This window comes from Rhizobium sp. 16-488-2b, from assembly GCF_017741815.1.
In the GTDB taxonomy this organism is placed as follows: domain Bacteria; phylum Pseudomonadota; class Alphaproteobacteria; order Rhizobiales; family Rhizobiaceae; genus Rhizobium.
In genome coordinates this window covers 236,508-249,794 of record NZ_JAGHMF010000003.1, presented here as the reverse complement: position 1 = coordinate 249,794, position 13,287 = coordinate 236,508, and the positions used below count along the sequence as shown (strand labels likewise).

Sequence of the window (13,287 nt, the reverse complement as noted above, 5' to 3'; positions counted from 1 at the left end):
CAGAATGCTTAAAGGAATTCATCCCGTCCTCAGCCCCGACCTGTTGTGCGCGATCGCGCGCATGGGCCATGGAGACGAGATCGTCATCGCCGACGCCAACTTCCCGTCTTTTTCCATGGGCCCGGAAATGATCCGCGCCGATGGCGTCAGTGCCACGACCATGGCGGAAGCGATCCTGACGCATATGCCGCTCGATACGTTTGTGCCGGAATCGGCCTGGGTCATGGAAGTGGTGGGCGATCCGACCGCTGTGCCCGAGGTTTGCAAGGAATTTCAGACCATTGTGTCCAAGCGCGCGGGCGATTTTGGCATTTCGACGCTCGAGCGTTTCGCCTTCTACGAACGGTCGCGCAAGGCCGCCTATATCGTCGCGACCACCGAGTTTCGCCTCTACGGCAACATCATCCTGAAGAAAGGCGTCGTGCTGCCGGACGAGGTATTCTGGGGATAAAGAGAGAAACGGAATAAACGTTCCGTATTGACATTCACGCGGAACCTATGTTTCATAAATCGAACTCGGGGCCTTTTCGGCCGGATGTCTTGGAGGGACGTCTGGCCTCGGAGGAAAAGGCAACGAGATTGGGAATGGGGAGTTGCCGGCGTTTTGACGCCGGCGGCTCGATCGATAAGCGGGTGCAGGACTGGTCCGGAAAGAGCCAAAGGGCTTATCCGGCGCGGTCTTGCAAACAAGGCAGGCCTCGGCTAGCTTCAAACTCGTAAATGTTTTTTATCGATAAAAGTCTCTCGTTCGCGTTCGCGAGAGATTTCCTGGAGGAAGAACGCACTTGGAGGAGAACCAACATGCGCATGAAGTCCATTCTTTCGCGTCGCGCCTTTACCGCTCTTGCGGGCGCCGCCGTCATGGCAACAGCCGTGCCGATGCCGTCCTTCGCGGCAGACGTGACCATTCCTATCATCGTCAAGGACACCACGTCCTTCTACTGGCAGATCGTGCTGGCCGGTGCCCGCAAGGCGGGTCAGGATCTCGGCGTCAAGGTGCCGGAGCTTGGCGCACAGGCCGAGTCCGACGTGAACGGCCAGATCAGCATTCTCGAGAACGCCGTTGCCGGCAAGCCGGCCGCTATCGTCATCTCGCCGACCGAATTCAAGGCGCTCGGCAAGCCGATCGATGAAGCCGCCAAGTCCGTTCCGATCATCGGCATCGACTCCGGCGCGGATTCGAAGGCCTTCAAGTCGTTCCTCACCACCGATAACGTCCAGGGCGGCCGCATCGCAGCCGACGGCCTGGCAGCGGCGATCAAGGAAATGACCGGCAAGGAAGAAGGCGAAGTCGTCATCCTGACCAACCTACCCGGCGTCGGCTCGCTCGAGCAGCGCCGCGAAGGCTTCCTCGATCAGCTGAAGACCAAGCATCCGGGCCTCAAGCTCATCGCCGACAAGTATGGTGACGGCCAGGCAACGACCGGCCTCAACATGATGACCGACCTGATCACCGCCAACCCGAACCTCGTGGGTGTGTTCGCCTCGAACCTCATCCTCGGCCAGGGCGTCGGCCAGGCGATCGCCGAAAACAAGCTCGGCGACAAGATCAAGGTCATCGCGTTTGACAGCGACGACAAGACGGTCGGCTTCCTCAAGGACGGCTCGATTGCCGGCCTCGTGGTGCAGGATCCCTATCGCATGGGCTATGACGGCGTGAAGACCGCGCTTGCCGTGTCCAAGGGCGAAAAGGTCGAGGCAAACGTCGATACCGGCGCCAACCTCGTCACCAAGGCCAACATGAGCGACCCGAAGATCGACGCGCTCCTGAACCCGAAGATCAAGTAAAAACCTGACGAGCGCCGTGCGGGAGCGATCCCGCACGGCGCTTCTTCCCTTCGGCCGAACTCCTCAAGGGGAGCGGACGGCGAAGGACGACATGGCAATTCGCGAGGAGGAGACGCAAATGAGCCTGGAAGAGGTCAGTCATCGCCACGATGACAGCGCCAAGCTGAAGGAGGCGAACCGCGTACCCGCGGGTGCCCCGATCCTCGAACTCAAGGGATTGCAGAAGAATTACGGATATGTGCAGGCGCTGAAGCCGGCAACTGTCACCTTCCTTGCCGGAGAGATCCACGCGATCGTCGGCGAAAACGGCGCCGGCAAGTCGACGCTGATCAAGCTTCTGACCGGCGTCATCACCCGCACCGCCGGCGAAGTCCTCTGGTGCGGACACCCGGTCGCGCTGGCGACGCCCAACGAGGCGATCGCGCGCGGCATCAACGCCGTGCACCAGGAAGTCGTGCTCTGCCCGCATCTCAGCGTGGCGGCCAATCTTTTCCTCGGCGACGAGGTCAACCAATTCGGCCTGATGCGCAAGCGCGAGATGGAGAAGATGGCGCAGGCTGTCCTCAACGATCTCGGCTTCGGCCTTCCTGCCGGCGTTCCGCTTAGCGATCTCACGATCGGCCAGCAGCAGCTGGTCGCGACCGCACGCGCCGCGATGCGCGGCACGCAGTTCCTGATCTTCGACGAGCCCACCGCCTATCTGACGCGTCAGGAATCCGCGCAGCTCTTCAAGCTGATCCGCCGCCTGCAGAACGAAGGCGTGACGATCGTCTACATCAGCCACCGCATGGAAGAAGTCTTCGAACTGGCGGACCGCGTCTCGGTTCTGCGTGACGGCACGCATGTGGGAACGCGCGATATCGGCGAGACCAACGAGAACGAACTGATCGCGCTGATGATCAACCGCTCGATCGAGCAGATCTATCACAAGGAAGAGATTGCGATCGGCGAGACCATTGTTGATGTGCGCGGCTTGTCCGGGCCGGGCTTCGAGAACGTGTCGCTTTCGGTGAAGGCGGGGCAGATCGTCGGCCTATACGGTCTGATCGGCGCCGGGCGCAGCGAGTTCGCGCTCGGGCTCTACGGCCGCGAGAAGACCACGGCCGGCGAAATCCACTGGATGGGCAAGAGGGTCAACATCAAGGACGAGCGCACCGCGATGGAGCTCGGCATCGCGCTGGCGCCGGAAAGCCGCCGCGACCAAGGCCTCTGCCTCAACCTTCCAATCGGCCTCAACATCAACCTGCCGGTCTTCAAGCGGTTGAGCAAGGGACCTGTCATCAGCCACAGCGAGGAGACGCAGAACGCCGACCAGCAGATCCGCGATCTCGCGATCAAGACGCCCAGCCGGCGGGTGCTGGTGTCGGCGATGTCGGGGGGCAACCAGCAGAAGGTGGTCATCGGCAAGTGGCTGAGCCATGGGGCGCGGCTCTTCATCTTCGACGAGCCGACCGTCGGCGTCGATGTCGGCACGAAGGCGGAAATCTACCGGCTGTTCGCCAAGCTTCTCAAGCAGGGCGCGGGGATCATTCTCATCTCCTCCTACCTGCCCGAGGTCTACGAATTGGCGGACCGGCTGCATGTGTTCCGCAGTGGCCAGTTGGTGGCGAGCCACGACTTCCACGCCGCCACGCATGAAGAAGTGCTGAGCGAAGCGATCGGCGTCTAAAAGAACAAGAGGGAGAGAGAAAATGACCGTAACCCCCACCGAGATCGCCGCGCCGCCGCCGCGCCGCAAGGTCAACATCCTGTTCGGCCTGACCCTGATCGGTCTCCTGGCCTTCCTGTGGATCCTGCTCGGCGTCGTCACCGCCAGCTTCTGGACGCCGCTCAATATCTCCAACCTTCTGCGCCAGGGCGCGATGACGGCGATCCTGGCGCTTGGCCAGACCTTCGTGATCATCACCGCCGGCATCGACCTTTCCGTCGGCGCGATCGTCGGCTTCTGTACGGTTATTCTTGCCTGGCTGCTGCAGGCGGGCTTCCCCGTCTGGGCGGCGATCCTGATCACGCTTCTGATCGGCGTCGGCATCGGGGTGTTTCATGGCTTCGGCATCGTCAAGATGGGCCTGCCGCCCTTCATCATCACGCTGGCGACGCTGACGTCGCTGCGCGGCATCGGGCTTCTGATCACCAACGGCTCGACGATCAACATCGTCAACGAGCCCTTCACGAACTTCGCCCGCGCCGACTTCCTCGGCGTCCCGAGCCTGTTCTGGATGGTCGTGCTGGTCGCGATCCCCTCCTACATCTTCCTGCATCTCAGCCGCTGGGGCCGCTATCTTTTCGCGGTCGGCTCCAATCGTGAAGCGGCGCGTCTTTCGGGTGTCCGGGTCAATGCCATCATCTACATGGCCTACATCCTGTCGGCGACCTTCGCGGCCTTCGTCGGCGTGCTGCTGGCCTCGCGTATCGCCATCGGCAACGCCACGCAGGCGGACGGTTGGGAACTGCAGGCGATCGCCTCGTCGGTCATCGGCGGCACCTCGCTGTTCGGCGCGGTCGGCTCCGTGCATGGTCCACTGATCGGCGCCTTCATCCTGGCCACGATCAACAACGGCGCGAACCTGCTCAACGTCAACTCGTTCTGGCAGCGCATCATCACCGGCCTGCTGATCATCGTGATCGTCTACTTCGATCAGCTGCGCCGTCGTCGCAGCTCCTAAATACCAATACAGGGAGCCGGCCACTCGCCGGCTTCCTTTCAATCGAATGCAGGAACCGTCATGAAAGCCGTGCTTTGCCAACAACCGGGTGTTCTCGAGATCGTCGAACGCCCCTCTCCCGGCACGCCTGAAGCCGGCTGGGCGCGGCTTGCCGTCAGCCATGTCGGCATCTGCGGCACCGACTACCATATCTTCGAGGGCAAGCATCCGTTTCTAGAATATCCGCGGGTGATGGGCCACGAGATCTCGGCAACCGTGTTGGAAACCGGCACCGGCGTCGAGATCGCGGTCGGCACGTCTGTGATCGTTAACCCGTATATCTCCTGCGGCCGATGCGTTGCCTGCCGCAAGGACAAGGCGAACTGCTGCACCGACATCAAGGTGCTCGGCGTCCACACCGATGGGGCATTCTGCGAGGAGATCACGGTTCCGGCGGGCAATCTCTATGCCGCGCAGGGGCTGAGCCTCGAGGCGGCGGCGACGGTGGAATTCCTGGCGATCGGGGCGCATGCCGTACGCCGCTCGCTTTCGCCCGCAGGCTCACGCGCGCTTGTCATCGGCGCCGGGCCGATCGGCCTTGGGGCTGCGATCTTTTCGCGGATCGCTGGCCATGAGGTGACCTTGCTCGACACCAGCGCCGAGCGGCTGGAGATGGCCGCCGAGCGCTTCGGCTTCACATCGGGCATCGTCGCCAATGATGCGAGCCTCGACGCGGTCAAGGCGAAGACTGGCGGGGATGGCTTCGACGTCGTTTTCGACGCGACCGGCTACGGCCCCTCGATGGAGAAGGCGTTCCAGTTCGTCGCGCATGGCGGCGCGCTGGTTCTGGTCAGCGTCGTCAAGGACGATATCCGCTTCTCTGACCCCGAGTTTCACAAGCGCGAGATGATGGTGATCGGCAGCCGCAATGCGACGCGGATCGACTTCGAGCATGTGGCGGCCTCGATCGCCAACGGTCTCGTGCCGGTGGATCGGTTGATCACCCACCGCACGACGCTTACCGATGCCCCGCGCGATCTGACCCGCTGGGCGCATGAGAAGAGCGGCCTGATCAAGGCCGTCATCAAGGTCGGCTAAAGACTATCGATCGCCTCGCGCATCTGGCGCACGATGGACGCGTCCGTCCGGTTGGGCGACGCCGCCTCGAAACCGAAGGCGACCGCGCGGGGATCGACGCTTGCAACCGGCGAGCTGCAGGAGCCGTGAATTTCGCGGGCACCGGTGGCGCGCAGGATCTGCGGCGCGTTGGCGGGACGCACGCCGCTGCCGGGCATGATCGAGATCCGCCCGGCCGCTTTATTCGATAGTCGCGCCAATGTCTCCAGGCCATCGATGGCCTTGGGGATGCAGCCGGAGGTGAGGATGCGCTCGCAGCCGAGTTCGACCGCCTGCTCCAAGGCGGCATCGGGATCGGGAACGAGATCGAAGGCGCGGTGCAGCGTCGAGCCGAGGCCGGCTGCATGTGCTTTCAAACGGCGCAGCAGCGGCATGTTGAGCGTGCCATCGGCAAGGTTTGCCCCGATGACCACGCCTGCGAGGCCGAAGGCTCTGACGGCATCGATATCCGCCATCATTGCCGCTTCATCGCCGCTGTCGAACACGAAGGGGCCGGCATGCGGGCGGATCATCGCGTAGACGGGAATGGGAGCGGCGGCTGCCGCCTTCATCATGCCGGCGACGGGGGTGAGCCCGCCAATCTCGAGCGCCGAGCACAATTCGATACGATCGGCGCCGCCCTCAATGGCCGCCGCCAGACCGCGCGGGCTATCGACGCATACCTCAAGCAAGATTGTCACGCTTTCCTCCCTCGTCATCTCATGATCGTCCAAGCCCAAGCCTGATCTTCGAGTTAGCATCGCAGAGTTGGATTTGCGAGCGGAGACCCGAAGACGATCGGTCATCGATCGATTGGACATCGTCGTGAACAGTATTTTCGCAATCGCATCGATTTTTCAATCGTGCACACTATGTCAGTTACGCATTGGATCGGTCGCCGACAGTCCGCTGTCTTCGCCGGGGAGTTTCGAGCGGTTCGCCTTGCGCCAAGGCTTTCCGCGCCTTTGAAGGATTAAAGGGGATGGTCATGCTGAAGAGAATAGTCCTTGCCGTATCGCTCTGTGCCCTGACGGCAGGTGCGGTGCAGGCCGCGGATGTCGTGGTGTCGTCGAAGATCGACACGGAGGGCACGCTGCTCGGCAACGTGATCGCGCTGGCGCTGAATGCCAACGGCATCAAGACGAAGGACCGCATCGCGCTCGGCGCCACGCCCGTGTTGCGCAAGGCGATCACCGCAGGCGAGATCGACATCTATCCCGAATACACCGGCAATGCCGGCTTCTTCTTCAACAAGCCCGACGATGCGGCCTGGAAGAACATCCAGCAGGGCTATGACATGGCCAAGAAGCTGGATTACGACGCCAACAGGATCGTCTGGCTGACGCCCTCGCCCGCCAACAACACATGGGCGATCGCCGTGCGTAACGACGTTGCCGGGAAAAACAACCTGAAGAGCATGTCCGATTTCGGCAAGTGGGTTGCCGGTGGCGGCGAGGCGAAGCTGGTGGCATCGGCTGAGTTCGTCAACACCGCCGGCGCGCTGCCGGCATTTCAGACGACCTACGGGTTCACACTGAAGCCGGAGCAGGAAATCGTGCTCTCGGGCGGTGATACCGCTGCCACCATCAAGGCCGCCGCCGACCAGACGAACGGCGCCAACTCCGCCATGGTCTACGGCACCGACGGTGCGATCGAGGCCGCCGAGCTCACCGTGCTCGAAGACGACAAGAGCGTGCAGCAGGTCTATGCGCCGACGCCGATCATCCGCGAGGAGGTGCTGAAGGCCAACCCGAAGATCGAAGAGATCCTGGCGCCGATCTTCCAGAGCCTGACCGCCGACGAGCTGCGCAAGCTGAACGGCAAGATCCAGGTCGATGGCGAGCCGGCGAAAAGCGTTGCCGAGGCCTATCTGAAGGAAAAAGGCTTCCTGAAGTAATCGCCGACGCTTCGTATCCAGCAATGGATGCGGAGCCGTTTTCCTTCCAGGCTGGGATGGATCGATGGAAGAAACCTTAGCGGTCCGCAGACTGGACCGGCTCGGCGTCGTTCTCGTGGTCGCGGGCGTCGCGGCGGCGGCATTGCTGCCATTCATATACGTGAAGGCAAACCGGATCGCATCGGGCAAGCCGATGCTGCTGATGCAGCTTCTGGACCAGCCGTCCGTCATCATCCTCACCCTGCTCCTCATTCTCTCGGCCTGCGCGGTGCTGTTTCTCGAAAACGCCTATGCGCGGCTTGCGATCTCGACGCTCTGTCTGGCGGCATTGCTGGCGGCGATCGGGTTCGTGGCGACATCGTTTACGCCCGAGGGCAGCACGGCGGCGCGGATGACGCCGGGCGGCGGCTTCTGGGTGCTGCTCGCGGTGACATCGCTGATCATATCGGACGCGCTGGTGAAGGTGCGGCTGAAGCCGTGGATGCGGGTCGCGGCGCTGATCGCCTACGCCTGCCTGCTCGGTATCTTTCTCTGGTCGGGGCTGCTCGACAGTCTCTCGATCATGCGCGAATTCGCCAATCGCGGCGACCAGTTCTGGGCGGAGGCATGGACGCATGTTGAGCTGGCCTTCGGCTCGCTGGCGATCTCGGTGGTGATCGGCCTGCCGCTCGGCATCGTCTGCTTCTGGGTGCCCAAGCTCCGGGCGGCGCTCTTGCAGGGGCTGAGCCTGATCCAGACGATCCCGAGCCTCGCGCTCTTCGGCCTGCTGATGCTGCCGCTTGGCTATCTCGCGGTGCAGGTTCCCTTGGCTGCAGCGCTCGGGATCAGCGGCATCGGCGCGGCACCCGCGCTGATCGCGCTGGTGCTCTATTCGCTGCTGCCGATCGTCGCCAACACCGTCGTCGGTCTCGAGGGTGTCGACCCCGCCGTGCGCGATGCAGCCGCCGGCATGGGGCTGACGCGCCGCCAGATCCTTACCGGCATAGACCTGCCGCTGGCGCTGCCTGTCATCCTCACGGGCATTCGCATCGTTTTGGTGCAGGCGATCGGGCTGGTGACGGTGGCGGCGCTGATCGGCGGTGGCGGGTTCGGTGTCTTCATCTTCCAGGGGCTTGGCCAGACGGCCATGGACCTCGTTCTTCTCGGCGCCGTGCCGACCGTCATCTTCGCCTTCTCTTCGGCCGTCATTCTCGATGCGGTCGCCGACAGCATACGGGAACCTGCCGCATGAGCATGATCGACATCCGCAACGTCACCAAGCGCTACGGCGACACGACTGTGGTCGACAATGTGTCGATGGCGGTCGAGAAGGGAGAGATCACCGTCATCGTCGGCACCTCGGGCTCCGGCAAGTCGACGCTGATCCGGATGATCAACCGGCTGGTGCCGATGACCTCGGGCGAAATCCGCGTCGGCGGGCGCAACGTGGCCGATGTGCCGGAGACGGAGCTGCGCCGCAATATCGGCTACGTGATCCAGGGCAACGGGCTCTTTCCGCACCGCACGGTGGCGCAGAACATCGCGACGGTGCCGCAGCTCCTCGGCTGGGAGCGCGGCAGGATCGACGCCCGCGTCGACGAACTGCTCGGCCTCTTCAATCTCGACCCCAAATCCTTCGCCAGGAAATATCCGCATCAACTTTCCGGTGGCGAGCAACAGCGCGTCGGCGTTGCGCGGGCGCTGGCAGCGGGGCCGGAGGTGCTGATCATGGATGAACCCTTCGGCGCGCTCGACCCCGTCATTCGCGGCAAGGCGCAGGACGACCTGCTGGCGATCCAGAAGCAGTTCGGCACGACGATCATTCTCGTCACGCATGACATGGACGAGGCCTTCCACCTCGGCAACCGGATCGCGGTGATGCGCGGCGGCAGGCTGCTGCAATATTCGACGCCGGAGAAGATCATCACCGAGCCCGCCGACCCCTTCGTGCAGCAGCTGACGGGAACGACCGACAGGGCGCTGAAGCGCATGTCGCTGCTGCCGCTGACATCGGGCATGGCGCCGGCCAAGGCCGGGCTCGACCACGGCCTGCCGCAATCGCTCAGCCTGCGCGACGCGCTGGCCGAGATGATCTGGCAGGGCATCGACGAAGCCGCCGTCGAGAACGAGAAGAAGGCGGCGATCGGGTCGATCTCGATGTCGCACCTGCTGGAATTGGGCCGCAAGGAATGAAGGTTCTGACCGCCAACCTCTTTCGCGTCGCGGCCTTGGCGCTGCTCCTGATCCTGTTATTCCGGACGGAGTGGCTGTCCTTCCTGCTGACGCCGCTCACCAAGAACAACGCGCCGGCCGTCTACACGCAAAGCAGCCTGCCGCTTCTGGCGCTCGGGCATCTGCAGTTGGTGCTGATCTCGATTGTCGGGAGCGCCGTGGTCGCCATTTCGGGCGGGGTCTTCGTGACGCGGCGGAGCGGCGCCGATTTCCTGCCGCTGTCGCGCGCCATCGCCAATGCCGGCCAGACCTTTCCGCCGGTCGCGGTGCTGGCGCTGGCGGTGCCGGCCATGGGGTTTGGTGCCGGGCCGACGCTGGTGGCGCTGTTTCTCTACGGGCTACTGCCGATCTTCGAAAACACCATTTCCGGCCTTCGTCAGGTCTCCCCCGCCGTGCTCGATGCCGCCGACGGCATGGGCATGAACCCGACGCAGCGGCTGTTCCAGGTGGAACTGCCCCTGGCGCTGCCGCTGATCATCGAGGGCGTGAAGGTGGCGACCGTGATCAATATCGGGACGGCGACGATCGGCTCGACGGTGGCGGCCAAGGGGCTGGGGGAAGTGATCATCGCCGGGCTGATATCTGACAACACGGCCTTCATCCTGCAGGGCGGCCTGATCGTCGGGCTGATGGCGCTGTTGATCTATGACGCGGTGGGTTTGGTGGAAAGCGTGATGACGCGAAGAATGGGCTTGCGCACCGCCTAAGGCAGCAGCTACCAAAGCGGCCTGATGCGCACGATGGAGGCAGCCTTGGCCAAGATGATTCACTCGATGATCCGCGTTCTCGACGAAGCGCGCTCGGTCGAATTCTACGGCAAGGTCTTCGGGCTCGAGGTCGCCGACCGCATCGATTTCGACACCTTTACACTGATCTATCTCAGCAACCGCGAGACCGGCTTCGAGCTGGAGCTGACCATCAACAAGGGCCGTGTTGAGGCTTATAATCTCGGCGACGGCTATGGGCATCTGGCGGTGTCGGTCGACGAGGTCGCCGTCGAGCACAAGCGGCTGACGGAAGCCGGGCTCAATCCCGGCAAGCTCACGGAGCTCAACCGGGACGGCAAGCTGCTCGCCCTGTTCTTCTTCATTACCGATCCCGACGGCTACAAGATCGAAGTCCTGCAGCGCCACGGCCGCTATCTCTAAGAGAACCCGATGATTTCCAAGACAGACCTGCATACCGGCTGGACCCTCAACTGTAACGTTGCAGGAAAGCCGGATCTGCCGAAAATGGTGCCGGCGCATGTGCCCGGATGCGTCCATCTGGACCTTCTGGCAAGCGGGTTGATCCCCGATCCCTATGTCGACGTCAACGAGATCACCAATGACTGGATCGGCCGGGAGGACTGGACCTATCGCTGCCGCTTCGACGCATCACCCGATGCCGATCTCGTGCAGGAGCTTGTCTTCGACGGGCTGGATACGGTGGCGACGATCTCGCTCAATGGCGAAGAGATCGGCCAGACGTTCAACATGAACAGGACCTATCGCTTCGACGTTTCCGATCGCCTGAAGGCCGAGGGCAACGAGCTGGTCGTGACCTTCCGCTCGGCTTACGCCTACGGCGCGGAGATGGAAGCGCATTACGGCTATCGGCCGAACAACTATCCCGGCCCCGGCAACCTGATGCGCAAGATGGCCTGCAATTTCGGCTGGGACTGGGGTCCGACGCTGGTGACGGCGGGGATCTGGAAGCCGGTGCGGCTGGAGCGCTGGGCGAAGGCGCGACTTGCCGAGACGCTGGTTTCGGCAACGCTTGCCGGTGGAGACGGGGTGGTGACGGTGCGGGCGAAGATCGCGCGCGCGGGCGGCGTCGGCGATTGCCGCATCACGGCCAACATCGGCGGTGTCACGCATAGCGAGATCGTCGCGGCCGGGACCGACGAGGTCAGTTTCCAGGTGCGCGTACCCTCGCCGCAGATCTGGTGGCCGCATCATCTCGGCGCGCAGCCGCTTTATCCGTTGCATGTCGAATTGCGCGATGGCGAGAGCGATGAACTGCTCGACGAATACGCCAAGCAGATCGGCTTCCGCTCGGTGCGGCTCGATACCTCCCCGGACGAACATGGCTCGGCCTTCACCTTCGTGATCAACGACGTGCCGCTGTTTCTCTGCGGCGCGAACTGGATCCCCGACGATTGCTTCCCATCGCGGGTCACGGCCGAGCGCTATGCCTCGCGGATCGACGAGGCGAAGGCCGCCAACATCAACCTGTTGCGGGTATGGGGCGGCGGTATCTTCGAGCGGGACGAGTTCTACGAGGAATGCGACCGCGTGGGCATGCTGGTGTGGCAGGATTTCCTGTTCGCCTGCGCCTCCTATCCCGAGGAAGAGCCGCTCCGTGGCGAGGTCGAGGCGGAGGTGCGCGACAACGTCGCGCGGCTGATGCCGCATCCATCGCTGATTGTCTGGAACGGCAACAACGAGAATATCTGGGGCTTCGACGAGTGGGGCTGGCGGCCGATCATCAAGGAGGGCGAGAGCTGGGGGCTCGGCTACTATCTCGACATCCTGCCGAGGCTATGCGCCGAGCTCGATCCCGAGCGGCCCTACTACCCCGGCAGCCCCTATTCCGGCACGATGGAGATCGAGCCGAATGCGGATGCGCATGGGTGCAAGCATATCTGGGATGTGTGGAACGACGTGGGCTATGAGGTCTACCGCAACTATATCCCGCGCTTCTGCTCTGAATTCGGCTGGCAGGCACCGCCCAACTGGGCGACGCTGGAAGAAAGCGTGCACGACGCGCCGCTGACGCCGATCTCCAACGGCGTCTTCCATCACCAGAAGGCCACGCAGGGCAATGACAAGCTGATCCGTGGGCTGGCCGGCCATCTGCCCGAGCCGCAGACGATGAACGACTGGCATTTCGCCACGCAGCTGAACCAGGCCCGCGCCATCCGCTTTGCGGTCGAGCACATGCGCTCGCACCGCGATATCTGCAAGGGCGCGGTCGTCTGGCAGTTCAACGATTGCTGGCCGGTGACCTCCTGGGCGGCGCTGGATTCGGCCGGGCGACGCAAGCCGCTCTGGTACGCGATGCGCCAGGCTTTCGATCCCCGGCTTCTGACGATCCAGCCGCGCGAAGGCGGGTTCGCGGCCGTTGCCGTCAACGAGCGGACGCTGTTCTGGCGGGCGAAGATCTCGGGCAAGCGGCTGCGGCTTGATGGGACCGTGCTTGCCGAGTTCGAGTTCTGGCGGCTGCTTTGCGACCGGTTCGAGGCGAAGGCATTCACGCTGCCCGAGGACATCGCGACCGCCGACGACCCTGGAAATGAAGTGATCGTCGTCGACATGCTGGACCGGCGGGCGTTTCACTATTTCGTCGAGGATATCGACCTCAAGCTGCCGAAGCCGGAGATGAGGATCGAGGTCAGCAAGCGGGAGGACGGATACGCGGTGGCGGTGACCGCCGTCAGCCTGCTTAAAGATCTCTGCTTGATGGCCGATCGCCTCGATCCTGATGCGGTGGTGGATACGATGCTGATCACGCTTTTGCCGGGCGAGACGCATGTGTTCGAGGTGGATACGCAGGCGGCGATTGGCGTGGCCGATATCGTGGTGGGGACGGTGCTGCGCTCGGCCAACGATCTCGTGTCCGCGGATTGAGATAGACCAAAGCACTCAT

Annotated in this window: 12 protein-coding genes; 11 read left to right on the top strand and 1 reads right to left on the bottom strand. The window is 63.3% G+C overall.

The genetic code is table 11. From position 1 onward, the window contains the following. The first annotated feature begins 4 nt into the window (after positions 1-4). The 5 genes from J5286_RS02830 (at position 5) to J5286_RS02810 (ending at position 5,531) form a co-directional block, all read left to right on the top strand. Positions 5-451 (top strand): RbsD/FucU family protein, encoded by a 447-nt coding sequence (locus J5286_RS02830; protein ID WP_112981972.1) that lies wholly within the window; start codon positions 5-7, stop codon positions 449-451. A gap of 350 nt (positions 452-801) precedes the next feature. Further along, the gene (locus tag J5286_RS02825) at positions 802-1,788 is read left to right on the top strand and encodes an ABC transporter substrate-binding protein (RefSeq protein ID WP_047507194.1); all 987 of its coding nucleotides are present in this window, start codon (positions 802-804) and stop codon (positions 1,786-1,788) included. A 118-nt stretch (positions 1,789-1,906) separates the two neighbouring features. Then, on the top strand, positions 1,907-3,457 hold the full coding sequence (locus tag J5286_RS02820; RefSeq protein WP_209189063.1) for a sugar ABC transporter ATP-binding protein: 1,551 nt from the start codon (positions 1,907-1,909) through the stop codon (positions 3,455-3,457). Between the two features lie 22 nt (positions 3,458-3,479). Beyond that, entirely contained in the window at positions 3,480-4,454 is a 975-nt protein-coding gene (locus J5286_RS02815; RefSeq protein ID WP_018898288.1) for an ABC transporter permease, read from the top strand. Positions 4,455-4,514: 60 nt separating this feature from the next. Continuing rightward, the gene (locus tag J5286_RS02810; RefSeq protein ID WP_209189061.1) at positions 4,515-5,531 is read left to right on the top strand and encodes a zinc-binding alcohol dehydrogenase family protein; all 1,017 of its coding nucleotides are present in this window, start codon (positions 4,515-4,517) and stop codon (positions 5,529-5,531) included. Here the strand turns inward: J5286_RS02810 and J5286_RS02805 are convergent. Beyond that, positions 5,528-6,250, bottom strand: a complete 723-nt coding sequence (locus J5286_RS02805) for a copper homeostasis protein CutC (protein WP_209189059.1) — start codon at positions 6,248-6,250, stop codon at positions 5,528-5,530. The genes J5286_RS02810 and J5286_RS02805 overlap by 4 nt on opposite strands. A 287-nt stretch (positions 6,251-6,537) precedes the next feature. Here J5286_RS02805 and osmF point away from each other — a divergent pair, with 287 nt between their 5' ends. The 6 genes from osmF (at position 6,538) to J5286_RS02775 (ending at position 13,268) form a co-directional block, all read left to right on the top strand. Next, positions 6,538-7,446 (top strand): glycine betaine ABC transporter substrate-binding protein OsmF, encoded by a 909-nt coding sequence (gene osmF / locus J5286_RS02800; protein WP_209189057.1) that lies wholly within the window; start codon positions 6,538-6,540, stop codon positions 7,444-7,446. Between the two features lie 64 nt (positions 7,447-7,510). Continuing rightward, positions 7,511-8,677 carry an ABC transporter permease gene (locus tag J5286_RS02795; RefSeq protein WP_209189056.1) on the top strand — a complete coding sequence of 389 codons (1,167 nt, stop codon included), beginning with the start codon at positions 7,511-7,513 and terminating at the stop codon, positions 8,675-8,677. Further along, on the top strand, positions 8,674-9,618 hold the full coding sequence (locus J5286_RS02790) for an ABC transporter ATP-binding protein (protein ID WP_047507184.1): 945 nt from the start codon (positions 8,674-8,676) through the stop codon (positions 9,616-9,618). The genes J5286_RS02795 and J5286_RS02790 overlap by 4 nt, the downstream gene beginning before the upstream one ends. Further along, a complete protein-coding gene (locus J5286_RS02785) occupies positions 9,615-10,364 on the top strand; it encodes an ABC transporter permease (protein WP_209189054.1) in 750 nt (249 codons plus the stop codon). Before J5286_RS02790 ends, J5286_RS02785 begins: the two co-directional genes overlap by 4 nt. Positions 10,365-10,409: 45 nt before the next feature. Continuing rightward, entirely contained in the window at positions 10,410-10,805 is a 396-nt protein-coding gene (locus J5286_RS02780) for a VOC family protein (protein ID WP_209189052.1), read from the top strand. Positions 10,806-10,814: 9 nt separating this feature from the next. Beyond that, entirely contained in the window at positions 10,815-13,268 is a 2,454-nt protein-coding gene (locus tag J5286_RS02775) for a glycoside hydrolase family 2 protein (RefSeq protein WP_209189050.1), read from the top strand. Positions 13,269-13,287 lie beyond the last annotated feature (19 nt).

Bases quoted from the DNA above. Each gene is read 5' to 3' on its own strand.
- J5286_RS02830 (WP_112981972.1), top strand. From the start codon at position 5: ATGCTTAAAGGAATTCATCCCGTCCTCAGCCCCGACCTGTTGTGCGCG.
- J5286_RS02825 (WP_047507194.1), top strand. From the start codon at position 802: ATGCGCATGAAGTCCATTCTTTCGCGTCGCGCCTTTACCGCTCTTGCG.
- J5286_RS02820 (WP_209189063.1), top strand. From the start codon at position 1,907: ATGAGCCTGGAAGAGGTCAGTCATCGCCACGATGACAGCGCCAAGCTG.
- J5286_RS02815 (WP_018898288.1), top strand. From the start codon at position 3,480: ATGACCGTAACCCCCACCGAGATCGCCGCGCCGCCGCCGCGCCGCAAG.
- J5286_RS02810 (WP_209189061.1), top strand. From the start codon at position 4,515: ATGAAAGCCGTGCTTTGCCAACAACCGGGTGTTCTCGAGATCGTCGAA.
- osmF (WP_209189057.1), top strand. From the start codon at position 6,538: ATGCTGAAGAGAATAGTCCTTGCCGTATCGCTCTGTGCCCTGACGGCA.
- J5286_RS02795 (WP_209189056.1), top strand. From the start codon at position 7,511: ATGGAAGAAACCTTAGCGGTCCGCAGACTGGACCGGCTCGGCGTCGTT.
- J5286_RS02790 (WP_047507184.1), top strand. From the start codon at position 8,674: ATGAGCATGATCGACATCCGCAACGTCACCAAGCGCTACGGCGACACG.
- J5286_RS02785 (WP_209189054.1), top strand. From the start codon at position 9,615: ATGAAGGTTCTGACCGCCAACCTCTTTCGCGTCGCGGCCTTGGCGCTG.
- J5286_RS02775 (WP_209189050.1), top strand. From the start codon at position 10,815: ATGATTTCCAAGACAGACCTGCATACCGGCTGGACCCTCAACTGTAAC.